The sequence below is a fragment of the Paraburkholderia sabiae genome (assembly GCF_030412785.1).
In the GTDB taxonomy this organism is placed as follows: Bacteria; Pseudomonadota; Gammaproteobacteria; order Burkholderiales; family Burkholderiaceae; genus Paraburkholderia; species Paraburkholderia sabiae.
Genome location: NZ_CP125295.1, coordinates 473,110 through 497,410 on the forward strand (window position 1 = coordinate 473,110; position 24,301 = coordinate 497,410).

At 63.1% G+C, this 24,301-nt stretch carries 20 protein-coding genes; 8 read left to right on the top strand and 12 right to left on the bottom strand.

All coding sequences use genetic code 11. The annotated features are described in order from the left end of the window. The first annotated feature begins 168 nt into the window (after positions 1-168). The 6 genes from QEN71_RS02115 (at position 169) to gloA (ending at position 7,756) form a co-directional block, all read left to right on the top strand. Positions 169-2,535 carry an LPS-assembly protein LptD gene (locus tag QEN71_RS02115; RefSeq protein WP_201650805.1) on the top strand — a complete coding sequence of 789 codons (2,367 nt, stop codon included), beginning with the start codon at positions 169-171 and terminating at the stop codon, positions 2,533-2,535. A 140-nt stretch (positions 2,536-2,675) separates the two neighbouring features. Then, complete coding sequence (locus QEN71_RS02120; protein ID WP_201650804.1) at positions 2,676-4,079, top strand: peptidylprolyl isomerase; 1,404 nt, start codon at positions 2,676-2,678, stop codon at positions 4,077-4,079. Between the two features lie 14 nt (positions 4,080-4,093). Next, positions 4,094-5,095: a 4-hydroxythreonine-4-phosphate dehydrogenase PdxA gene (gene pdxA / locus QEN71_RS02125; protein WP_201650803.1), complete on the top strand. Its 1,002-nt coding sequence runs from the start codon at positions 4,094-4,096 to the stop codon at positions 5,093-5,095. Between the two features lie 20 nt (positions 5,096-5,115). Further along, positions 5,116-5,946: a 16S rRNA (adenine(1518)-N(6)/adenine(1519)-N(6))-dimethyltransferase RsmA gene (rsmA, locus tag QEN71_RS02130; RefSeq protein ID WP_201650802.1), complete on the top strand. Its 831-nt coding sequence runs from the start codon at positions 5,116-5,118 to the stop codon at positions 5,944-5,946. A gap of 218 nt (positions 5,947-6,164) precedes the next feature. Then, on the top strand, positions 6,165-7,292 hold the full coding sequence (locus tag QEN71_RS02135; protein ID WP_201650801.1) for a porin: 1,128 nt from the start codon (positions 6,165-6,167) through the stop codon (positions 7,290-7,292). A 77-nt stretch (positions 7,293-7,369) separates the two neighbouring features. Further along, on the top strand, positions 7,370-7,756 hold the full coding sequence (gene gloA, locus QEN71_RS02140; RefSeq protein WP_201650800.1) for a lactoylglutathione lyase: 387 nt from the start codon (positions 7,370-7,372) through the stop codon (positions 7,754-7,756). 608 nt (positions 7,757-8,364) lie between these two features. On the opposite strand, the gene QEN71_RS02145 is transcribed toward gloA, so the two are convergent. The 12 genes from QEN71_RS02145 to QEN71_RS02200 all read right to left on the bottom strand — a co-directional run bounded on the left by QEN71_RS02145 (position 8,365) and on the right by QEN71_RS02200 (position 22,375). Next, positions 8,365-9,222 carry a M48 family metallopeptidase gene (locus QEN71_RS02145; protein ID WP_201650799.1) on the bottom strand — a complete coding sequence of 286 codons (858 nt, stop codon included), beginning with the start codon at positions 9,220-9,222 and terminating at the stop codon, positions 8,365-8,367. Between the two features lie 60 nt (positions 9,223-9,282). Continuing rightward, positions 9,283-10,041 carry a lysophospholipid acyltransferase family protein gene (locus QEN71_RS02150; protein WP_201650798.1) on the bottom strand — a complete coding sequence of 253 codons (759 nt, stop codon included), beginning with the start codon at positions 10,039-10,041 and terminating at the stop codon, positions 9,283-9,285. A gap of 37 nt (positions 10,042-10,078) precedes the next feature. Then, on the bottom strand, positions 10,079-10,636 hold the full coding sequence (gmhB, locus tag QEN71_RS02155) for a D-glycero-beta-D-manno-heptose 1,7-bisphosphate 7-phosphatase (RefSeq protein ID WP_201650797.1): 558 nt from the start codon (positions 10,634-10,636) through the stop codon (positions 10,079-10,081). A gap of 10 nt (positions 10,637-10,646) precedes the next feature. Further along, on the bottom strand, positions 10,647-12,746 hold the full coding sequence (gene glyS, locus QEN71_RS02160) for a glycine--tRNA ligase subunit beta (RefSeq protein WP_201650796.1): 2,100 nt from the start codon (positions 12,744-12,746) through the stop codon (positions 10,647-10,649). 15 nt (positions 12,747-12,761) lie between these two features. After that, entirely contained in the window at positions 12,762-13,769 is a 1,008-nt protein-coding gene (gene glyQ, locus QEN71_RS02165; protein ID WP_201650795.1) for a glycine--tRNA ligase subunit alpha, read from the bottom strand. 227 nt (positions 13,770-13,996) lie between these two features. Then, positions 13,997-15,673 (bottom strand): apolipoprotein N-acyltransferase, encoded by a 1,677-nt coding sequence (gene lnt, locus QEN71_RS02170; RefSeq protein WP_201650794.1) that lies wholly within the window; start codon positions 15,671-15,673, stop codon positions 13,997-13,999. Positions 15,674-15,709: 36 nt separating this feature from the next. Continuing rightward, positions 15,710-16,606 (bottom strand): HlyC/CorC family transporter, encoded by an 897-nt coding sequence (locus QEN71_RS02175; protein WP_012399827.1) that lies wholly within the window; start codon positions 16,604-16,606, stop codon positions 15,710-15,712. 791 nt (positions 16,607-17,397) lie between these two features. Then, positions 17,398-18,051, bottom strand: a complete 654-nt coding sequence (locus QEN71_RS02180) for a gamma-glutamylcyclotransferase (protein WP_201650793.1) — start codon at positions 18,049-18,051, stop codon at positions 17,398-17,400. An 82-nt stretch (positions 18,052-18,133) separates the two neighbouring features. Continuing rightward, on the bottom strand, positions 18,134-18,595 hold the full coding sequence (gene ybeY / locus QEN71_RS02185; RefSeq protein WP_201650792.1) for an rRNA maturation RNase YbeY: 462 nt from the start codon (positions 18,593-18,595) through the stop codon (positions 18,134-18,136). Positions 18,596-18,625: 30 nt separating this feature from the next. Then, on the bottom strand, positions 18,626-19,720 hold the full coding sequence (locus QEN71_RS02190; RefSeq protein ID WP_201650791.1) for a PhoH family protein: 1,095 nt from the start codon (positions 19,718-19,720) through the stop codon (positions 18,626-18,628). An 18-nt stretch (positions 19,721-19,738) separates the two neighbouring features. Further along, a complete protein-coding gene (gene miaB, locus QEN71_RS02195; protein WP_201650790.1) occupies positions 19,739-21,124 on the bottom strand; it encodes a tRNA (N6-isopentenyl adenosine(37)-C2)-methylthiotransferase MiaB in 1,386 nt (461 codons plus the stop codon). Between the two features lie 225 nt (positions 21,125-21,349). After that, entirely contained in the window at positions 21,350-22,375 is a 1,026-nt protein-coding gene (locus tag QEN71_RS02200; protein ID WP_201650789.1) for a LysR family transcriptional regulator, read from the bottom strand. A 113-nt stretch (positions 22,376-22,488) separates the two neighbouring features. On the opposite strand from QEN71_RS02200, the gene QEN71_RS02205 reads away from it, so the two are divergent. Continuing rightward, a complete protein-coding gene (locus tag QEN71_RS02205; protein ID WP_201650788.1) occupies positions 22,489-22,884 on the top strand; it encodes a VOC family protein in 396 nt (131 codons plus the stop codon). Between the two features lie 32 nt (positions 22,885-22,916). Continuing rightward, positions 22,917-24,095, top strand: a complete 1,179-nt coding sequence (locus QEN71_RS02210) for an MFS transporter (RefSeq protein ID WP_201650787.1) — start codon at positions 22,917-22,919, stop codon at positions 24,093-24,095. The last annotated feature ends 206 nt before the right edge of the window (positions 24,096-24,301 follow it).

Sequence of the window (24,301 nt, forward strand, 5' to 3'; positions counted from 1 at the left end):
TTTTTGACGCGACTCGCGTCAGTTCTCGCGCATCTCGCTGGATCGCCCGCCTTACCGCTGCATGAATCGTCAATAGTTGTGCATTCGATGCCCGATTGCACAGGCGGCAACTCGTGACTGATGACCGGGCACATGAACTGACAGCAGGGCCGATACGCCAAACGATACATGCCGCCCAGACAGCTTTTCCCAATCACTCCCTCCTCTGACGGCCTGCCGCGCAGAAGGCGGCTCGCAGCGGCGCTGATCGCCGTGCCGGGTCTGCTGCCCGCGCTCTCGCACGCGCAGCTGGCGGGGGAGGCGGCGCAGGCGCAGCCGATAGACGCGCCGTGGGGCCTGCGGCTGGCTCCACAACTCGAAGATCACTCGACGCCCGACGGCCAGAGTCCCGCCACCTTCGTGCTGGGCGACTCGACCACGGGCACAGCCGATCAGGACATCGCAGCCAAAGGCTCCGCTGAAGTCCGTCGCGGCACATCGGCGCTCAAGGCCGACGCGCTTCATTACGATCAGGATACGGACATGGCCGATGCATACGGCAATGTCCATCTGTCCGGTAACGGCGCCCGCTTCGCGGGCCCGGAAGCGCACATGAAGCTCGAGTCGAGCGAAGGCTTCATGACCACGCCGAAGTACCACTTCAACGTGACGGGCGGGTCGGGCAGCGCGGAGCGCGTCGATCTGCTCGACAACGAGCGCTCTGTCTTCACGCGCGGCACCTACACGGCGTGCCAGTGCGAGGAAGATCCCGCGTGGTACATCAAGGGCAGCGAGTTCGATTTCGACACGGGCGCCGACAACGGCGTCGCGCACAACGGCGTGCTGTTCTTCGAGGGCGTGCCCGTCTTCGCGAGCCCGTGGCTGTCGTTCCCGTTGTCGGGCGCACGGCGCAGCGGCCTGTTGCCGCCGACGGCCTCGCTCAGTTCGACCAACGGCTTCGAGCTGTCGCTGCCGTACTACTTCAACATTGCGCCGAACCGCGATCTGACGGTCACGCCGCGCATCCTGTCGAAGCGCGGCGTGCAGTTGCAGTCGACCTTCCGGTATCTGTCGCCAACGTATAGCGGTTCGATCACGGGCGAATATCTGCCCGACGACAAGATCACGCACACGAACCGCTACGCGCTGTACATCCAGCACAACCAGAACTTCGGTTCGGGGTTCGGCGGGTACATCTACTACAACAAGGTCTCGGACAATACCTATCCGGAAGACCTTGCATCGACGACGAACCAGTTCCTGAACGGCACGCAGCTGCTGTATCAGCAGGAAGCGGGTTTGACGTACAACAACGGGCCGTGGTCCGTGCTCGCGCGCGAGCAGCACTGGCAGACGCTGTCGCCGTCCACCGCGCCGTACGGCCGCGAGCCGCAGTTGAACGTGAAGTACACGAAGTACAACGTCGGCGGCTTCGACTTCGGCGCGGAAGCCGACTACACGCGCTTTCGCATCACCACGGCGGACGCGACGGAAGGCGATCGCGTCGTCTTCAATCCGTACCTGTCGTACTCCGTCATCGGTCCGGGTTACTTCGTCACGCCGAAGGTGCAATGGCACTTCGCGTCGTACGACCTGAGCAACATCGGCACGGGCTCGCCCGCGAACCAGCCGAAGAACTTCACGGAATCGGTGCCGACGTTCTCGTTCGACACCGGCCTGATCTTCGACCGCTCGGTGCGGATTTTCGGCGAGGACTATATCCAGACGCTAGAACCGCGTCTGTACTACGTCTACACGCCGTATCGCAACCAGAGCTTCGCGCCGCTGTTCGACACGGCGGAATCGGACTTCGGTCTCGCCGAAATCTTCACGCCGAACACGTTCGTCGGTAACGACCGGATCGCCGACGCGAACCGCCTGACGGCCGCGCTCACCACGCGTTTCCTGAACCCGGCAACGGGCGACGAACGCGCGCGCTTCGTGATCGCGCAGCAGTACTATTTCCGCGATCAGCGCGTCACGCTGAACCAGACGCAGACCACGGAACAGGCGACGCATTCGGACCTGATTCTCGGCGCGTCCCTGAAGCTCGGGGCCGGTTTCGCCTCGGAAACCGCGTTCCAATATAATGCGGACAACAATCAGCTGGTCAAGACCAGTGTCGGCTTCGGATACAGCCCCGAATCCGGCAAGGTCGTCAACGTCGGCTACCGGTACACGCGCGCCAACACGACGCTCGACAATCAGCCGATCAACCAGCTGCTGATCTCGGGACAGTGGCCGCTCATGCATCGGGTCTACGGCGTCGGGCGGATCAATTACGACCTGAAAGGCCATCGCGCCGTCGACGCGCTTCTCGGCGTGCAATACGACGCGGATTGCTGGACGCTCGGCGTCGGGTTCCAGCGCTACGCCAACGGGGTCAACTCGACGGGCAGTCAGACGGCCGGCACGCGGGTGCTCGCGCAGCTGACGTTCAAGGGGCTGTCGAGTGTCGACAACGGTCTGATGTCGGCGTTCCGCGCCAGCGTGGCGGGCTATCAGCCGCTGCCGCCGCCGCCGCCGCCCGAATCGCAGTTCAACAACTACGAATGAGCGGGTCGCGGGTAACAGACCGATGCCGCGTCGTTCGCAGAACAGAAACGCAACTTGTTGCATGGGATCCGGGTAAGGCGCCAACGCGCCCACCCAGGTCGAAAGACGGGCCGAGCGTGCCCGACATCTTTGGAGTATCTGTGGCAATCATGAAAAAGCTTCGCCTGGCAACGTTCGCGACCGGCTTCGCTGCGGCCGCTTCCATTCTGCTGGCCGGACCCGCGCACGCGCAGGCACTGGGCGGCAACAGCAATGCACAAACGGTCGATACGATCGCGGCTGTCGTCAATAACGGGGTCATCACGCAGCGCGAGCTGGACATGCGCGTCGGCCTGATCACGAAGCGCCTGACCCAGCAGCACGCGCCCATTCCTCCCGCCGACCAGCTGCGCCAGCAGGTGCTGAACCAGATGGTGCTCGAACGCATCCAGCTGCAGAAGGCGCGCGAAGACGGCATCACGGTCGACGACGCGACCGTGCAGCGCACGCTCGAACGTCTCGCCCAGGCGAACAACATGCAGCTCGACATGTACCGCGCGCGTATCGAGGCGCAAGGCGTGCCCTGGTCGACCTTCATGGGCGACGCGAAGACGGAACTGATCCTGTCGCGTCTGCGCGAAAAGGAAGTCGACAGCAAGATCACCGTGTCGGACGCGGAAGTGGCGAACTACATCGCAAGTCAGCGCGGCCCGACGGCTGGTCTGACGAGCGACCTGCACATGGAGCACATCCTCCTGAAGGCGCCGCTCAACGCATCGCAGACGGACATCGAAGCCGCTCAGGCGAAGGCGAACTCGCTGCTGCAGGAAGCCTTGAAGGGCGACAACTTCGAAAAGCTCGCGAAGAACAATTCGCAGGCAGCCGATGCGTCGAAGGGCGGCGATCTGGGCTTTCAGGCGCCGTCGAAACTGCCGCCTGAATTCGTGACGGCGTCTTCGACGCTGCGTCCGGGCCAGGTCAATCCGTCCGTGATCCGCACCAACGACGGCTTCGAGATCGTGCGTCTCGTCGAGCGCCGTTCGGGCCAGGGCTCGACTTCCGCCGACTCGACGAAGCTCACGCAGACGCACGTGCGTCACATCCTGCTGCGTGTCGGCGACGGCATGTCGGAACCGCAGGCGCGTCAGAAGCTGCTCGAAATCCGCCAGGAAATCGAAGCGGGCCAAGGCGACTTCGACAAGTTCGCGCGCACGTATTCGCAGGACGGCTCGGCGTCGCAAGGCGGCGATCTCGGCTGGATCAGCCCGGGCGAGACGGTTCCCGAGTTCGAACGCGCGATGAATTCGCTGCAGGACAACCAGATCAGCCAGCCCGTGCGAAGCGAGTACGGCTACCACCTGATCCAGGTGCTCGGCCGCCGCGAGGCGGAAGGCTCGGTTTCGCAGCAGATGGACCTCGCGCGCCAGGCGATCGGCCAGCGCAAGGCGGAACAGGCGTATGCCGACTGGCTGCGTGAACTGCGCGACACCGCGTATGTCGATTACAAGGCAGGCCCATACTCGGGTACGCCCGCGGGCACGTCCGCGGACAACTCCGCGCAATAACCTCTGGAATCGTCATGACCGCTGCCCAGCCCTCGAACGCTCCGCTGAACATCGCGATCACTACGGGCGAGCCGGCTGGCGTCGGTCCTGAACTGACGGCACAGGCGCTCGCCGCGGCGGGCGCGCATTGGCCGGACGCGCATTTCACGGTGCTCGGCGACAGCGGTCTGATGACGGAGCGCGCGAAGGCCGTCGGGATCGACTGGGCGGCGCAGCAGGGCGCGCGCATCGCCACGCAGCATCATGCGCTTGCCGTGCCCGCGCAGGCCGGCAAGCTCGACGCGCAGAACGGGCCGTATGTGCTCGGTCTGCTGGATGCCGCAATCGACGGCGCGGTTGCGGGCACGTTCGATGCCATCGTCACCGCGCCGCTCCAGAAGAGCACGATCAACGATGCCGGTGTGCCGTTCACCGGCCACACCGAATATCTGGCCGAGCGCACCCACACGCCGCATGTCGTGATGATGCTGGCGGGTACGGGCGCAAGGCCGTTGCGCGTTGCACTCGCGACCACGCATCTGCCGCTGAAGGATGTGTCGGCGGCATTGACGGTCGACGGCATCGTCGACACGCTGCGCATCATCGACCACGACTTGCGTCATCATTTCGGCTTGCCCGCGCCGCGCATTCTCGTCACCGGCCTGAATCCGCATGCGGGCGAAAACGGCTATCTGGGCCGCGAGGAAATCGATGTGATCTCGCCCGCGCTGAAACTGGCGAACGGGCAGGGCATCGACGCGCGCGGCCCGTATCCTGCCGATACGCTTTTCCAGCCGCGTTATCTGAATGAGGCCGATTGCGTGCTCGCGATGTTCCACGATCAGGGCTTGCCCGTGCTCAAGTACGCGACCTTCGGCGAAGGCATCAATGTGACGCTGGGTTTGCCGATCATTCGCACGTCCGTTGATCACGGCACGGCGCTCGATCTTGCCGGCACCGGCCGCGCGGACGCGGGCAGCCTGATCGCCGCGATCGACACAGCAGTTTTCATGGCGCGCAACCGGCGCGTCGCGTGATTTTTTCGTAGCTTCTTTCGATGTCGAACAGTTCAAGCAAACAGCACCAGGGCCACTTCGCGCGCAAGCGCTTCGGACAGAATTTTCTGGTCGACCTGGGCATTATCGATTCGATTGTCGACGTGATCCGTCCGCAACGCGGCGAGCGCATGGTCGAAATCGGGCCGGGGCTGGGCGCGCTCACGGAACCGCTGATCGAGCGTCTCGCGACGCCCGAAGCGCCGCTGCATGCCGTCGAATTGGACCGCGATCTGATCGGGCGTCTGAAGAAGAAATTCGGCGATCTGCTCGAACTGCACGAAGGCGACGCGCTCGCGTTCGACTTCGGCTCGCTCGCGGCCGAGGGTGACAAGCCGAGTCTGCGCATCGTCGGCAATCTGCCGTACAACATTTCCAGCCCGCTGCTGTTTCATCTCGCCACGTTCGCCGAGCGTGTGATCGATCAGCATTTCATGCTGCAGAACGAAGTGGTGGAGCGGATGATCGCGGAGCCGGGCAGCAAGGCGTTCAGCCGGTTGTCGGTGATGCTGCAGTATCGCTATGTGATCGACAAGCTGCTCGACGTGCCGCCCGAATCGTTCCAGCCGCCGCCGAAGGTCGACTCGGCCATCGTCCGCATGATTCCGTACGCGCCGCACGAACTGCCCACCGTCGATCAGACGACGCTCGGCGAAGTCGTGACGGCCGCGTTTTCGCAGCGTCGCAAGATGTTGCGCAACACGTTGTCCGCGTATCGCGATACCGTCGATTTCGAAGCGCTCGGTTTCGATCTGCAACGCCGCGCCGAGGACGTGCCCGTTGCGGAATATGTGGCCGTTGCGCAGGCGGTATCGGCGGCATCGGCCCGCTAGCGCATCGATCGGCAACGTTAAATCGTTGCGTTCACACAGACCGACGCAGTTCCTTGTAGACAGCCCGCAACACGCGGGCTTTCTTTTATCTTCCTGACTCTTCATACAGATTACTCTTACGCTTGCTTGCGTTCGCCTATTCGCGCGCCAGCGACGCCGCACCGCTTTAAGACATTCCCACGCAATTCAAATGCATGCAGGATGAATCAGGAGACGGTATGACGAAGGTGAGCAAGAGGCTGAAGGTCTGCGCGTGGGCCGCGATGTCGCCTGCATTGATGTGCGGAACGGCGCAAGCGCAATCGAGCGTCACCTTGTACGGCATCGTCGATGAAAGCGTCCGCTACATGACGCACGTGAACAAGAACGGCGACTCGAGCGTGGGGCTCGGCAACGGCGGCATGTCGGAAAGCCGTTGGGGCTTGCGCGGCGTCGAGGATCTGGGCGGCGGCTGGTCTACCTTCTTCAAGCTTGAAAACCGTATCTACATCAACAGCGGTCAGAGCGATCCGACGCTGCCGTTTTTCAACGAAGCGCAGATCGGCGTGCAATCGTCGTCGTACGGCAAGCTGATTTTCGGGCGTATGCCGAATGTGCTGATCGAGGGGATTACGATCGGCGGCTACGGCAGCAATCCGTGGATTCCGTACAACTTCAGCTTCCAGCCGGAAGTGACGATGTCGGGCGGCATCTGGACGAGCAATCAGGTGCAGTATCAGGCGCGCGCGCATGACGTGATGTTATCGGTTGCGTATGCGTTTGGTGGCGTGGCAGGGCATACGTCGTATGGCTCGCAGTTCGGCGCGGCCGCTGCGTATGCGCCGAGCGGCGGACCGGTGAACCTCGGCGGCGCGTACGAAGAGACGCGCGATTCCATCAACGGCAGCACCGCGAAGGCCTGGACCTTCGGTGCGTCGTACACGTGGAACCAGACGCGCTTTGCGCTCGGCTATATCGTGAATCAGAACGATGCGGGCTTTTCGAACTTCGCGAACGGGCCGTTCACGGCGCCTGTGCTCGCGGCGCTCAAGTACACGGATTTTTCACGGCGTCGGATGATATTGGGCGGCATCACGCAGCAGGTCGGCGCCGCGTGGCATTTCGCAGCGAATGTCTGGCGGACATTGCAGGATGGCAAGACATCCGCGCAGGATGGCTCCGCGTGGCAGTATCAGCTGGTCGCCGACTACAGCCCGTCGAAGCGTACGGACGTTTATCTGGAAGGCGATTATGCGTTGTACCGCGGCGATCTGATCGGCGCGCAGTTGCAGGGTGTCAATGGGGTCGGGCTGGCGCAGAAGGGTTCGCAGATTGGCTTGATGGCGGGGCTGCGGCATCTATTCTGAAAGTGTCGCTGAGCGGACGCGCGGCTTTTTCTGTACATTGACGTCCTCGACATTTTCACGCACCAAGGGAGTCCACGATGCGCCTTCTTCACACCATGCTCCGAGTGGGCAATCTCGATCGTTCGATCAAGTTCTATACCGAGCTGCTCGGTATGAAAGTGCTGCGTCGCAATGATTATCCGGAAGGGAAGTTCACGCTGGCGTTCGTTGGGTATGAAGACGAGAAGGACGGCACGGTCATTGAGCTGACGCATAACTGGGACACTGAGTCGTATGACATGGGTAGCGCGTTTGGGCACCTCGCTATCGAGGTGGAGGACGCGTATGCCGCGTGTGACAAGATCAAGGCGCAGGGCGGGACTGTTGTTCGCGAGGCGGGGCCTATGAAGCATGGCACGACTGTTATCGCGTTTGTCACCGATCCTGACGGCTATAAGATCGAGTTTATTCAGAAGAAGTCTTAACGGTTTTTTGTTTGGTCTGCGACGCAGTCGCGGTTTTTTTGCTGCGCTGGCATCCGCGATTTCGTATCGGTTGTTCATGCGTTGCCCCTGTGCGGGGCGGCAGTTACTTTCTTTGCCGCCGCAAAGAAAGTAACCAAAGAAAGCGGCTTCTAACCTCCGGTGCCTGCCAGCATAGCGCCGCGGCATGCCGCAGTTGAGCTGTCGCGCCGCGACGCGAACACTCCGTAGAAAGCCCGCAGTCACGCACGCGCGGCGTGAAGGGTTACCCTTGATTGGGGCACATGGGTCGCCTTGGTTTTGCGTCGGTATGTGCTTCGAAGTTGTGTGGTGTTGTCGCGCCGTGCGCGGTTGACTGCGGGCGCGTTCTACGGAGTGCGGACGTCGCTGTGCGACGGCTCAAGTGCGGCAGGCCGCGGCGCTATGCTGGCGGGCACCGGAGGTTTGAAGCGGCTTTCTTTGGTTACTTTCTTTGCCGCGGCAAAGAAAGTAACTGCCGCCCCGCACAGGGGCAACGCGAGCAAACCAAAGCGAAATCGCGGATGCCAGCGAAGAAAAACAAAAACAAAAAAACCAGATTCGCGACTGCGTCGCAGACAAAAAACCCACACTCAAAGCGTCGGCAAAAGCTCCGGCGGATGATGCTTAAGTGTCTGCCGTGCCTCACGAAACTCAGGAAAAATAGACTCAACAGTCTGCCAGAACCGCGGACTATGATTCATCTCGCGCAAATGCGCGAGCTCATGCGCTACGACATAATCGATGACCGACAGCGGAAAATGAATCAGCCGCCAGTTCAGGCGGATCTTCCCATCGCTCGAACAACTGCCCCAGCGCGTCGCCGCCGACGACAGCGCATACGCGCGATACGTCACCCCGAGCTTCTCCGCATACACATCGAGGCGCTCGCCGAAAATCCGCTTGGCCTCGCTTTGCAGCCAGCCCTGCACGCGATCCTTGATCTGCTGCGGATCGGCCTGCGCAGGCAGCGGCAATGCAAGCACGTTCTGCACAGCATCGTACGCAAGCAGGCCATTCACAGCAGCGAGCGTCACCCGCACCGTATGCCCAAGATAAGGCACCTCAGCCCCATCCTTCCAGTCGACGCGCGGCATCACGCGCTGTTCAGTACGCGTCTGCCATTCGGTGAGTTTCGTGAAGATCCAGCGCTGCTTTTCGGCGATAGCCGTTTCGATATCGGCAAGCGTCACCCAGCGCGGCGCAGTGATCGTGAGCCCCGTGCTGTCGATTGCAAAACCAATCGAGCGGCGCGCCGAGCGCTTCAGCGCATAGTGCAACGTGCGCGCGCCAAGCGTGACGCTGCGCAGTTTCGAACCATCGGGTGCGAGGGGCGCGGCGGGCCTGAGTTGCGGCGGCGCGGCGGATTTGCCCGGCTCGTCGAAGAGCGGCAGATCGAGTTGCCGGCTATCGAGCGCCGCAGCAGGCTGCGGCTTGGAAGACTTCTGCATCGGACTCACTTCGCGCTGATACGCTGCACTACGCACGAGTGCGCTTTGCAGCGTGGCGCGTCAGATTCGGGCGGCGGCGGGCGTGTTCTGCTCGTCGCCATAAGCGGCTGGATCGATGCGGCGCATCTCGGCTTCGATCCACGTTTCGACGCGCGTGTTCACTTCGTCGGGCGTGAGCCCGGTGGTGTCGATCGGTTTGCCGATCGACACTGTGACTATACCCGGATATTTCATGAACGAGTTGCGCGGCCACACACGTCCCGCGTTATGCGCGATAGGCACCACGACCGCGCCCGTCGCGACGGCGAAGCGCGCGCCACCCGTCTTGTACTTACCCTGCTTGCCCGTCGGCGTGCGTGTGCCTTCCGGAAACATGATCACCCACGCGCCTTCCGACATGCGCCGCGCGCCTTGTCGCGTGACCGACGCGAACGCGTTCTTGCCTTCCTTGCGGTCGATGTGAATCATCTTCAGCAAGCCGAGCGCCCAGCCGAAGAACGGCACATACAGCAACTCGCGCTTGAACACGTAGCACAGCGGACGCGGCATCAGCGCAGGAAACGCGAGCGTCTCCCACGCGGACTGATGCTTCGACAGCAGCACGGCGGGACCGTTCGGCAGATTGTCCATGCCGCGAATTTCATAGCGGATGCCGTTCAGCCAGCGCACCACGTTGAGTGTCGTGCGGCACCAGCCGACCGCCATCCAGTAGCGGTTGTCGGCGCGCATGAACGGAAACGCGAAGAAGCACGCGGTCGCGTATGGAATCGTGAAGACCGCGAAAAAGATCAGCAGCAACAGCGAACGGATGAAGCGCATCGGCGTGGTCAGTGAGGTGTGGACGCGCTACGGCGCGTCATTCTTGTTCTTCGGCGAGAAAGTCGAGAGCGAACGCGCGCAGATCATCATGCACGCGCGTGCCCTCGGGCAAACCGCCTGCTTCGAGCGTCTTCTTGCCTTTGCCCGTCAGCACCAGATGCGGGACGAAACCGAGCGCCGCACCTGCCTGCAGATCGCGCAACGAGTCGCCGACGCACGGCGTGTCTTCCGGGTCGATCTCGAAGCGCTCCGCAATCATCTTCAGCATGCCGGGCTTCGGCTTGCGACATTCGCAGTGATCGTCGGCCGTATGCGGGCAGAAGAACACGGCGTCGATGCGCCCGCCGACGGCAGCCGCCGCGCGATGCATCTTCAGATGCATCGCGTTGAGCGCATCCATGTCGAACAGGCCGCGGCCGATGCCCGACTGATTCGTCGCGATCGCCACGCGATAACCCGCCTGGTTGAGTCGCGCGATCGCTTCGAGGCTGCCGGGCAGCGCGACCCACTCGTCGGGCGATTTGATGAACGCATCCGAGTCGACGTTGATCACGCCGTCACGGTCGAGCACCACCAGTTTCTTTGCAGTCGGCATGATGCGTCGCTCAGGCTGCGAGGCGCGAAATATCCGCGACGCAGTTCATCTGTTGATGCAGCGCGCCGAGCAGCGCAAGGCGATTCGCGCGCAGCGCTGGGTCTTCCGCGTTGACCATCACGTCGTTGAAGAACGTATCGACGGGTTCGCGCAGCGCCGCGAGCGCCGACAGCGCGCCCGTGTACTGACGCTCGGCCAGTTGCGACTGCACACGCGGCGCAACCTGTTCGAGCTGCGCATGCAGCGCCTTTTCGGCCGCTTCGATGAGCAGCGCGGTCTGCACGCCGTTCGCGTTCGCGCCTTCCGACTTCTTCAGGATGTTCGAAATGCGCTTGTTCGCCGCTGCCAGCGACGCCGCTTCCGCGAGCGCCGCGAATTCGCGCACGGCATCCAGACGCGCGACGATATCGTCGAAACGCGTGGGGTTCAGCGCGAGCACGGCATCCACTTCACCCGCCGAATAGCCGCGTTCACGCAGCATGCCGCGCAGACGGTCGATACAGAATTCGTAAATGGCCTGCGTCGAATCGGCGACGTTCGGCACGTTCGCGAATTGCGCGTTTGCTGCGCGCAGCAGTTCGACGAGATCGATCGGCAACTGCTTTTCGACCAGAATGCGCAGCACGCCGAGCGCGTGACGGCGCAGCGCGAACGGATCTTTTTCGCCCGTCGGTTGCAGGCCGATGCCCCAGATCCCGACCAGCGTTTCAAGCTTGTCGGCGAGCGCGACGACCGTGCCCGTTGCCGTCGACGGCAACGCGTCGCCGGAGAAGCGCGGCTGATAGTGCTCCGAGCACGCGAGCGCGACTTCTTCCGGCTCGCCGTCGTGGCGCGCGTAATACGTGCCCATCGTGCCTTGCAACTCGGGGAATTCGCCGACCATGTCGGTCAGCAAGTCGGCCTTCGCGAGATGCGCGCCGCGCTTTGCGAGCGCGACGTCGGCGCCGATCATCTGCGCAATTGCGCCAGCGAGTGCTTCGACGCGCTCGACGCGTTGCAGCGCCGAACCCAGCTTGTTGTGATAGACGACGTTCGCGAGTTGCGGCACACGATCGGCGAGCGGACGCTTCTTGTCCTGCTCGAAGAAGAACTTCGCATCGGCGAGACGCGGACGCACCACACGTTCATTGCCTTCGACGATTTCACCAGGCGTCTTCGTCTCGATGTTCGACACGATCAGGAAGCGCGAGCGCAGCTTGCCGTTCGTGTCGGTGAGCGCGAAATACTTCTGGTTGGTCTGCATCGTGAGGATCAGGCATTCCTGCGGCACCTGCAGGAACTCGTCCTCGAACTTGCACGCGTACACGACAGGCCATTCGACCAGCGACGTCACTTCGTCGAGCAGCGACTCGGGCATCACGACCTCGTCGCCGTTCGCCTGCGCGAGCAGATGCGTGCGGATCGTTTCCTTGCGGTCCGCGAAGCTCGGCACGACATGGCCCTTGTGCATCAGCGTGTCGGCGTAATGATCCGCGTGCTGGATCTGCACGAAACCTTCGGACAGGAAGCGATGGCCGAGCGTGGTGTCGTCGGCATCGATGCCGAACGCGGTGACGGGCACGATCTCTTTGTCGTGCAGCACCGTCAGACGATGCACCGGGCGCACGAACTGCACGTTCGAGCCGTCCGGACGCTGATACGTCATCACCTTCGGAATGGGCAGCTTGGCGAGCGTTTCGTCGAGCGCGGCTTGCAGACCTTCGGCGAGCGTCGCGCCGGGTGCGGCGTAGCGCAGAAAGAACGCTTCGGCCTTGCCGTCGTTCGCGCGTTCGAGATCGTTCACCGAGAAATCGGGGAAGCCGAGCGCCGCGAGTTTCTTCGCGAGCGGCGGCGTGGGCTGGCCGTTCGCATCGAGTGCGACGGAGACGGGCAGCACTTTTTCGCGCACGTGTTTCTCGGGCGCGACGTCGCGCACGTTCCTGATCGTGACAGCGAGGCGGCGCGGCGTCGCGTAACGCTCGAACTGCAGTTCGCCTTCGATCAGATCGCGCGCCGCGAGACGTTGCGCGATGCCTTCCGCGAACGCATCGCCGAGACGCGCGAGCGCCTTCGGCGGCAGTTCTTCCGTCAGCAGTTCGACGAGCAGGGTGGCTTGATGGGATTGCGTCATGTCTTCTTGGTCTCGTCAGTCCTGGTCGATCTTGCGTTCGACTTTGAGCGGCGGCGCCCACGCGGGCATCGCGGCGTCCTGTTCGTCGGTGGTGAGGCCAGGCACGCCGTGCACGGGATTGCCGAGCATCGGGAAGCCGAGCTTTTCGCGCGAGTCGTAATACGCCTGTGCAACGAGGCGCGACAGCGCGCGAATGCGACCGATGTATGCCGCGCGCTCCGTCACGGAAATCGCGCCGCGCGCGTCGAGCAGGTTGAACGTGTGTGCTGCCTTCAACACGAGTTCGTAGGCGGGCAGCGCGAGCGGCACTTCGATCATGCGCTTCGCTTCGCTTTCGTAGCTGTTGAAGAACGTGAACAGCAGATCGGTGTTCGCGTGCTCGAAGTTGTACGTCGACTGTTCGACTTCGTTCTGGTGATACACGTCGCCATACGTGAGGCGGCGCATTTCAGGACCGTTCGGACCTTGTTCTTCCCACTCGGTCCAGATCAGGTCATAGACGTTCTCGACCTTCTGCAGATACATCGCGAGACGTTCGAGACCGTACGTGATTTCACCGAGCACCGGCTTGCAGTCGAGGCCGCCCACTTGCTGGAAGTAGGTGAACTGCGTCACTTCCATGCCGTTGAGCCACACTTCCCAGCCGAGGCCCCACGCGCCGAGCGTCGGGTTTTCCCAGTCGTCCTCGACAAAGCGCACATCGTTCTGCTTCAGATCGAAGCCGAGGGCTTCGAGCGAGCCGAGGTACAGGTCGAGGATGTTTTCCGGCGCCGGCTTCAGCACGACCTGATACTGGTAGTAGTGCTGCAGACGGTTGGGGTTCTCGCCATAACGGCCGTCCTTCGGGCGGCGCGACGGCTGCACGTACGCGGCGCGCCACGGCTCGGGGCCGACCGCGCGCAGGAACGTATGGACGTGGGAAGTGCCCGCGCCGACTTCCATGTCGATCGGCTGGAGCAGCGCGCAACCCTGCTTGTCCCAATAGGATTGCATCGTCAGGATGATTTGCTGAAACGTGAGCATGAAGTGCCTTGAAGGGTGCCTTTCAGGCAGGACGCGGACGCCGTGCGGCCCGCGGGGCGCGCCGGCCATGCTGGCCGTTCACCCCGTAGCCGGCCGGCTGCGCGGCCCAGTGCTGTAAAACCCTGAATTTTACCGGATTGCCGGTGGCTTGAGACTTTCTGGGGCCTGGTGGTTCAACGGGGGCGCGCGTTTGTGCTTGTTGCTTTGCGCTGCCCCGCCGTGAGTTCTCAGCTGTTGCCGTTCTTTCGCTTGCGGCCCGGACCGAAGGCGAAACCAAATGCGAGGAACAGCAGCGACACGGCAAGCACGGTGTTATTGCCGCTCGTCACGTACGGCGTATTGCCCGTCGTGCCTTGAATGGTCGCTTCGATCGAGCCGGCCGTGAACGTCGGCATGCGCGCGATCACGTTGCCGTGCGCGTCGATGGCGGCCGTCGCGCCCGTGTTCGTTGCGCGCAGCATCGGGCGTCCCGTTTCGAGCGAACGCATGCGCGCGATCTGCAGATGTTGATCGAGTGCGATCGTATTGCCGAACCACGCGAGGTTCGTCGAATTCACGAGCACGCCCGCCGGCGTGTCGCTCTCGCGCACCGTGCGCGCGATTTCCTCGCCGAAGATGTCCTCGTAGCAGATATCGACGGCGATGGGCTGGTTGTGCACGATGAACGGCTTCTGCACGGGCGCGCCGCGCGCGAAATCGCCGAGCGGAATGTTCATCAGGTTCACGAACCAGCGAAAGCCCCACGGCACGAACTCGCCAAACGGCACGAGATGATGCTTGTCGTAGCGATACACGCCCGTCTGACCCGGCGTGACGCCGAACAGGCTGTTCGTGTAATCGACGACGCGTCCTTCCGGCGTGATCTTGCCGCCGATCGCGCCGAACAGAATCGACGAATGCGTCGAATCGGCGAAATTGCGCACGGCCAGCGCGAACGGCTCGGGAATGGCCTGCGCGAGCACGGGAATCGCCGTTTCCGGTGTGACGATCAGATCGGCGGGTTTCTCGGTGATCATCCGCTGATATTCGTCGATGGCCGCCTTCACGCCCGATGCTTCGAACTTCATGTCCTGTTTCACATTGCCTTGCAGCAGGCGCACGCTCAGCGATGCGTTGGCGGGCGTCGTCCACGAGACGAGCGGCAGCAGCAGGCCGGCCGCGATCAGCGCGACGGCGATCACGGCGGGCGTCGCGATGCGAGTGGAACGCGGCGTGGTTTCGGTTTTTGGGGCGCGCGTACGCAGAAGCGCTTGCGCGATCAGCGCGGCAGCGAGCGCCATGATCCAGCCGACGCCGTACACGCCCACCACGGGTGCGAATCCGGCAAACGGGCCGTCGACCTGCGCATAGCCGCTCGCGAGCCACGGGAAGCCGGTGAACACGGTGCCGCGCAGCCATTCACCGACGGCCCACGCGCTCGCGAAGGCGAACGCGCCGTGCCAGGTCGGGGAAAACGGCGTGTTGTCGACGAGTTTGCCGTTGCGCGCGTGCCCCGCGCAGAACGACCAGACGCCAGCTGCGAGCGCCGGATAAACGGCGAGATACAGCGAGAACAGCACGAGCGCCGCGCCCGCGAGTGGTGCCGGCATGCCGCCGTAGAAGTGCATGCTCACGTACAGCCACCACACGCCCGTCACGTAGTTGCCGAAACCGAACGCGAAGCCGGTGAGGGCGGCGCTTTTCCAGCCTGTCGTGCGCGTGAGCCACGCGAAGAAGAAGACGAAGATCGCGAGTTCGAGCCAGCCGCCGTGCGGAGTCGGTGCGAACGAGAGCGTGTTGAGCGCGCCGACGGCGGCGGCGGCGAGGTAGTGCCACCACGGCAACGTCCGGGCGCGCCCGATGTTTGCATCGGCTGCGTCGGGCGTCACGCCGCGGCGCAGACGGGAAATGATCGGGTCGGCCATTGTTGCGCGGTCGGCTTCAGAAAAACACGGGATGGATCAGGTTTGCACGTGCTGGGCGTCGCGTTCGCGCTGGCCAGCGAGGGGATCGCGGCGCACGAGCAGCATGTGGATCTGGCGTGCATCGGCGCGCAGCACTTCGAAAATCAGGTCGTCGAGCCGCACTTTCTCGCCGCGATGCGGCACGCGTCCAAAATGGTGCGTGACCAGGCCGCCGATCGTATCGACTTCCTCGTCGGAGTAATGCGTGCCGAATTCCTCGTTGAACTGCTCGATTTCGGTGAGTGCGCGCACGCGATAGCGACCGTCGGGCGACGCGATGATGTTGCCGCTTTCCTCGTCGAAATCGTATTCGTCCTCGATGTCGCCGACGATTTGCTCCAGCACGTCTTCGATCGTAATCAGGCCCGCGACGCCGCCATATTCGTCGACGACGATGGCAAGGTGATTACGGTTCACGCGGAAATCATGCAGCAGCACGTTGAGGCGCTTGGATTCGGGGATGAACACGGCGGGGCGCAGCATGCCGCGCACGTCGGCTTCGTCTTCGGCGTAGTAGCGCAGCAGGTCTTTCGCCAGCAGCACGCCGATGACGTTGTCGCGGTTGCCTTCGTACACGGGGTAGCGCGAGTGCGCTTTTTCCAGCATGTACGGGATGAATTCGTCTGGGGAGTCCGCGATGTTGATCGCGTCCATCTGGGCGCGCGGGATCATGATGTCGCGGGCGCAGAGCTCGGAAACCTGGAACACGCCTTCGATCATCGACAGCGAATCGGCGTCGATGAGATTGCGTTCGTGCGCGTCCTGCAGGATTTCGAGGAGTTCGCCGCGAGAATCGGGCTCGGGCGAGATGAAGTCGGTCAATCGCTCGAGGAGGGAGCGTTTTTCCTGGGGTTTGTCGCTGGTATGGCGTCGACTGGGATACGAATCGTTCATGGTGGTGCGCCCGGAAAGCTGGGCGCGCTGTTGCAGAGCGTTAAGGATACACCACGGGTGTGGCGGGACCGTGTCCCGGCGCACTTTCCGCGGGTTGCTTGGTTTTTATCCTACCGGATATCTGCGGTCGACAGGGGTGTCGACAAAATTTGGTCTTTTGGCACTTATTATTCGCGATGCGGTTTGGTTTTTGATTTTTGGTTTTGGGTTTTTGGATTTTTGCTGGCATCCGCGTTGACGTATCGGTTTATTAGCGTTGCCCCTGTGCGGGGCGGCAGTTACTTTCTTTGCCGCCGCAAAGAAAGTAACCAAAGAAAGCGGCTTCACACCTCCGGTGCCTGCTTGGATACCGCTTCGGTATGCCGCAGTTGAGCTATCGCGCAGCGACGCAAACACTCCGTAGAAAGCCCGCAGTCAGGCGCGCGCGGCCCGAAATGTGACATCCACGTGGGGCACATTCGGTCGGCTTGTTTTTGGTGCGTGCCGCCGGTTGATTGCGGCGGTATGTGCTCCAGGCTGTGTGTGGTTTTCGCGCCGTGCGCGGTTGACTGCGGGCTTTCTACGGAGTGCGAACGTCGCGGCGCGACAGCTCAACTGCGGCATGCCGAAGCGGCATCCTGGCAGGCACTGGAGGTTCAAAAGCGGCTTTCTTTTGCCTACTTTTCTTTGCCGCTGCAAAGAAAAGTAGGTGCCGCCCCGCACAGGGGCAACGCGTGAAGCACCGATATGAAATCGCGGACGCCAGCGCAGCAAAAAACAAAAACAAAAAACAAAAAAGCAAAACCGAACCCTTATCCACACCTGGATAAAAGCGCCTCCAACGCCCGATCCGGCATCCCACTCTCCCGCAAAGCGGCGACTGTGCGACTCACATAGTCAAGCGTAGTCCCATAGCGCCCCGAAGCACACCCCAACACGGCCCGAACGACATCATCAGAAAGCTTCCCGGTATAAGAAGCAACATCACGCCGCATGACGAACGCGAGCGCATCAACGCGCCGCCCATCGGCGAGTACACACGGCAGCCATGCAGGCCGATACGACCCCATCGCCATTTCGCGCCGCCACAGCGCGTCGAGATGCGGCATCGCGCCCTCGGCGGCGAGGCGAAATGCAATGCCGCTGCAAGAACCGCCGCGATCGAGCGCGAGCACGAGTCCCGGCTGCTCCGGCGTGCCGCGATTGACGCGCGACCACAGATACAGCCCACGGTGATACCCATGCACCCGCGAGCGCAACGCTTCGACCGTCGGCAGCCCGGGGTTCCAGATCAGCGATCCATAGCCGAACAGCCACAAATCACTCTTGCGATCCCAGTCGCGCAGCGTGCAATCGAGCGACACACGCAATTCGTCGTCCGTCAGCAGACGCGATTCGCCCAGCGACGGCGGATAGCCGGGGCAGGGCGGAAGCGTCGACGGTGGCGTTGAAACAGGTTGGCTCACGTTGATTCGATCGGTTGGCCGGGCGGGATTCGGAGCCTGCGATCGACGTTGACGGCGGGCTCGAACTTCCTGCTATCGAGCCTCATTCATACGGGTCAGGGAAGCCGAGCTTGCAGAGCACCTCGGTTTCGATCGCTTCCATCTCTTCAGCTTCTTCCTCGTCCTCGTGGTCGTAGCCCTGCGCGTGCAGCGTGCCGTGGACGAGCAGATGCGCGTAATGCGCTTCGAGCGGCTTGCCCTGTTCGTTCGCTTCTTTCTCGACGACAGGACAGCACAAGATCAGATCGCCCGTGACGGGATCGTCTTCCGATTCCGCGTAGGCAAACGTCAGCACGTTGGTCGCGTAATCCTTGCCGCGATACGTGCGGTTCAACGTGCGGCCTTCGTCGGCGTCGACGAAACGCACGGTCAGTTCGGCGTCCGCGAACAGCGCGGCCCTGATCCACGCGGTCACGGTTGCCTTCGGCAACAGCGTCTTGTGTTCGGGCCACGCTTTTCCAGCGGGAAATTGCAGGTTCAGCGACAGTTTCGGGGCGCGGCTCATGCGTCGTTCTTCGTTACGGTCATGTCCGTGTCACTTCGCGGCGTCGCGGGAATTGGACGTTTCTGATTCGCCGGCTTCCTTCTTCGTGTGCGCGTCGTAAGCCTCGACGATGCGCGCGACCAGCGGATGCCGCACCACGTCCGCGCTCGTGAAGCGCGTGAGCGCGATGCCGCGCACGTTCGCGAGCACATGCTGCGCCTCGATCAGCCCGCTCTTGTGGCCGCGCGGCAAGTCGATCTGCGTCGTGTCGCCCGTGACGACCGCCTTCGAGCCGAAGCCGATACGCGTCAGGAACATCTTCATCTGCTCGGGCGTCGTGTTCTGCGCTTCGTCGAGAATGATGAACGCGTGATTCAGCGTGCGGCCGCGCATGTACGCGAGCGGCGCGATTTCGATCATCTGGCGCTCGAACATCTTCGCCGTCTTGTCGAAGCCGAGCAGATCGTAAAGCGCGTCGTACAGCGGACGCAGATACGGATCGACCTTCTGCGCGAGATCGCCGGGCAGGAAGCCGAGGCGCTCGCCCGCTTCGACGGCCGGGCGCGTCAGCACGATGCGCTTGACCTGATCGCGCTCGAGCGCATCGACGGCGCACGCGACGGCCAGATATGTCTTGCCCGTGCCCGCCGGACCGATGCCGAACGTCACGTCGTGCGAGACGATCTGCTTCAGATACTCGCGCTGAGCGGGCGTGCGGCCGCGCAGATCGGCGCGGCGCGTGTACAGCTTCGGGCCCAGTTCCTCTTCGTCGACGCCTTCATGCGCCGGCTCGTCGAACGGATGATCGGGATCGCCGCGAAAGCGCGGATCGAGTTCTTCCGTATCGCCGTTGCCGCCATTCGGACGAGCATTGCGAGCGGGATGACGCGCTTCGACGAGCGCCAGCTGGATATCGTCGACGGAGAGCGGATCGCGCGCGCTGTTGTAGAAGTTTTCGAGCGCATTGAGCGCGACTTTGGCGCCGCGTCCGCGAATGCTGATGCGATGACCGCGGCGTTGCAGCGTGACGTCGAGCGCCTGTTCGATCTGCCGCAGGTTTTCGTCGAGCGGCCCGCAGAGGTTGGCAAGCCGCGCGTTGTCTTCGCGCGGCGCGGTGAATTCCAGATGTTGCTGAGTGGTCTTCAAGGCTTGGGTTCGGTCCTGTCAGTGCGCTGCAGCTTGATGTGTGGCGGGCGCGCTATCGTGAACCATCACGAGTTCGCCGCGCAGCGAGTGCGGATACGCGTGCACGATCTTCACGTCGATCATCTGTCCGATCAGGCGCGCGTGCGTTTCCACGGGCGCCGGGAAATTCACGACGCGGTTGTTCTCCGTGCGGCCCGCGAGTTCGTTCGGATCTTTACGCGCCGGCCGTTCGACCAGAATGCGCTCGACCTTGCCGACCATCGCCTGGCTGATGCGCTGCACGTTTTCCTCGATGGTCGCCTGCAGGTGCTGCAGACGGCGCAGCTTCACTTCGCGCGGCGTGTCGTCGTGCAGGTTCGCGGCGGGCGTGCCGGGACGCGGGCTGTAGATGAACGAGAAGCTCGTGTCGTAGCTCATGTCGTGCACGAGCTGCATCATCTTGTCGAAATCTTCTTCCGTTTCGCCGGGGAAGCCGACGATCATGTCCGTCGACAGCGACAGATCCGGGCGGATCGCGCGCAGTTTGCGAATCACCGACTTGTATTCGAGCACCGTGTAGCCGCGCTTCATCGCCATCAGGATGCGGTCCGAGCCGTGCTGCACGGGCAGATGCAGATGGCTGACGAGCTTCGGCACCTTCGCGTAGGTGTCGATCAGGCGCTGGGTGAATTCCTTCGGATGCGACGTCGTGTAGCGAATCCGTTCGATGCCGGGAATCTCGGCGACGTATTCGATCAGCGTCGCGAAATCGGCGATTTCCGTCGCGCCGACGGTCATCGCGCCGCGATACGCGTTCACGTTCTGGCCGAGCAGCGTCACTTCGCGCACGCCCTGATCGGAGAGACCGGCGATTTCGGTGAGCACGTCGTCGAGCGGGCGCGACACTTCTTCACCGCGCGTGTACGGCACGACGCAATAGCTGCAGTACTTGCTGCAGCCTTCCATGATCGACACGAACGCGCTCGGACCGTCGACGCGCGCGGGCGGCAGGTGATCGAACTTCTCGATTTCCGGGAAACTGATGTCGACCTGCGCGCGGCCGCTTGCGCGGCGTTGATCGATCATCTGCGGCAGACGATGCAGCGTCTGCGGACCGAACACGAGGTCGACGTACGGTGCGCGCGCGACGATCGACGCGCCTTCCTGACTTGCCACACAGCCGCCGACGCCGATCAGCAGATTCGGGTTCGCTTCCTTCAGTTCGCGTACGCGGCCGAGATCGGAGAAGACTTTCTCCTGCGCTTTTTCGCGCACCGAGCACGTGTTGAACAGAATGACGTCAGCGTCTTCGGGGTTGTCGGTCTTGACGAGGCCTTCCGCCGCGCCGAGTACGTCGACCATCTTGTCGGAGTCGTACTCGTTCATCTGGCAGCCAAAGGTCTTTACATAAACTTTCTTGGTCATCGAGTGTTCGCCGGTCGCAGTAATTAACCTGGGGGCGTCAATAAAAAGGTGAAGAGACGAAAAACGCGCGGCGTCGCGGCGAGGAAACTCGCGGCAAAGCGCCATGTGAAGCGGGGCCTGAGCGGCGATTGAGCCGATAACTGAACGCCCGAACGCGTTTTTACAGCGTAGTCCAACATTATAGCCCTTTGCGGCGAGGGGCTTTGGCGGCTTGCCAGGCGTTCTTTAAGCGTCCGATTCCCGGTTCGCAGACGGTTTTTTTCCGAGCGCGGACGGTTTTTGCGCGCCCGAGCGCGTTGTGCGCGCATCGCCGAGCGGCTGCGGCAGTCCGAGCTGCGCTTCCAGTTCGCCTGTGGTTCTGGCGAAGCGTTCGGCGAGGAAGTCGAGCAGCACGCGCACGCGCGGCGGCATGAAGCGGTTGCGGTGATAAAGCGCGTGCAGCGGCGCATCGGGATAGCGCCAGTCCGGCAGCAGCACGCGCAGGCCGTCGCTTTTCAGATCGGCTTCGACGTCCCACATCGATTTGATCACGATGCCGTAGCCGCGCAGCGCCCATTCGCGGGCGACGGCGCCGTCGTTGGTTTCGCGCGCCGATTCGACCGGAATCGTGTACGTGACGATTTCATCGCCGCGCGTGAAGCGCCATTCGTTGACGGGCCCCGACGCCGTGCCGAGCACGATGCAGTCGAAGCGCGCCAGATCGAGCGGATCTTTCGGCTCGCCGTGCCGCGCGATGTATTCCGGCGACGCGCACAGCACGCGCGGATTCGGCGCGAGCCAGCGAGCGACGAGCGAGCTGTCCTGCGGCACGCCGAAGCGGATCGCCAGGTCGATGTCTTCCTGCACCAGATTCTGCAGCGAATCGGACAGCGTCAGTGCGAACGTGACGTCCGGATAAAGCGCGTTGAATTCGTCGAGCCAGTGCATCAGCAGATTGCGGCCGAAGTCCGACGTCGCGGACATGCGCACCTTGCCACGCACCGCGTTCTGGCCTTCCTGCAAGGCGGATTCGGCGTCGTCGAGCGCGCGCAGCGCCTGCTGGCAGCCGCTCAGATACAGGCGGCCGACGTCGGTGAGACGCAATTGCCGCGTAGTGCGCTCGAACAGACGCGCTTTCAGCCCGCCTTCGAGCTTCGCGAGACGCGCGCTGGCCGCCGCCGGCGTGAGGCCGAGCTTGCGGCCCGCCGCCGACAGGCTGCCCAGTTGCGCCGCTTCGACGAAGAGACGGATGTCACCGAGGTTGTCGGTCATTATCCAATGAAGTTTGAAAATCCTTCAAATGGTACGCCAATTATCAAATTCTGCGCGTACGCGGACAATCCGATCCTGACAACGCGATACCCGCGTTTACCCGGAGCCGCATCATGCATCTCGACCACGCGACGATCGTCACCCCCGATCTCGACGCCACCCGACGCTTTTTCGTCGATGTCGCCGGGCTGACGGACGGCGCGCGGCCGCCGTTCGGCGTCGGCGGTCATTGGCTGTATGCCGATGACCGTCCCGTGATCCATCTCGTCGACTCGACGCTGCCGTATCAAGCCGGTCGCACGAGCCCGCGCATCGACCACATCGCGTTCCGTCTCGACGACGCCGACGCGTGGCAGGCGCTGCTCGCGCGGCTGGAGAAGGCGAGCGTCCCGTATCAGACCGCCGATGTGCCGCTCTCGGGTGAAGTGCAACTGTTCGTCGCGCTGGCGTCGTCCGTCGTCGTCGAGTTCGTGACGGCGGCGCGCAACGCCGGTCGAGCGTCTTTCTGAATCTTCGTCTGAATCTTCTTCTGGAGCTTCACATGCCCATTCCCTTGCTTGCGCTCGCGATCAGCGCATTCGCCATCGGCACGACCGAGTTCGTCATCATGGGTCTGCTGCCCGACGTGGCGAAAGACCTTGCCGTGTCGCTGCCTTCAGCCGGTCTGCTCGTCAGCGGTTATGCGCTCGGCGTCGCCGTCGGCGCGCCGTTGCTGGCCGTCGTCACCAGCAAGATGCCGCGCAAGCTCGCGCTGCAACTGCTGATGGGCGTGTTCATCATTGGCAACGTGCTGTGCGCGATCGCTTCCGACTATTCGGTGCTGATGATCGCGCGCGTCGTGACGTCGTTCGCGCACGGCTCGTTCTTCGGCATCGGCGCGGTTGTCGCTGCGTCGCTCGTGCCGCAGGAAAAGCGGGCCAGCGCGATCGCGCTGATGTTCACGGGCCTCACGCTCGCGAACGTGCTTGGCGTGCCGTTCGGGACGTTCATCGGTCAGCAGTTCGGCTGGCGCGTCGCGTTCTGGATCGTGGCCGCGTTCGGCGTGCTGTCGCTCGCGGGCGTCACGGCGCTGGTGCCGAATCGTCACGACACGGGGCCCGCAGGCCTCGGTCACGAAGTGCGCGTGCTGAAGGAACCGCAAGTGTGGCTCGCGCTGGCGATGACGGTGCTCGGCTTCGGCGGCGTGTTCGTCGTGTTCACCTACATCGCGCCGATTCTCGAGCAGGTGAGCGGCTTCACGCCGCACGGCGTCACGCTGATCCTCGTGCTGTTCGGCGTCGGCCTGACGGTCGGCAACACGATTGGCGGCAAGCTCGCGGACCGCTCGCTGATGCCGTCGCTGATGGGCATCCTGATCGCGCTTGCCGTCGTGATGGCCGTGTTCGCGCACACGAGCCACTCGCAGATCGCGGCGGGCATCACCGTGTTCATCTGGGGCATCGCGGCCTTCGCGACGGTGCCGCCGTTGCAGATGCGCGTCGTCGAGAAGGCGAAGGCGGCGCCGAATCTCGCGTCGACGCTCAACATCGGCGCGTTCAACGTCGGCAATGCGGGTGGCGCGTGGCTCGGCGGTCTCGCGATCGGCCACGGTTACGGGCTCGATGCGCTGCCGTATGTGGCTGCCGTCGTCGCGCTGGCTGCGCTGGCGCTGACGTGGATCGCCGCGCGGATGGATGCGCCCGCCGCTGTGGTGACGCGGGAAGTGCGCGAGCGGGTCTGATTGAGTTCGCGTTAGCTGTGAGGTGATTCCGATGCCCATGCTTTTCGGAGCCTGGGCATCTGTCTTTTGTATCGACGCCGCGTGCTGAACGCATCGCACGTCAGCGCATAACGGTCCTCTGCGATCGTGATAACAGTGTGAAGATAACTTCGTTGGGCGTAGGAAAACCGGGTGCTAGTCTTGCCTCCACTAGTGCTTGCTCCGCA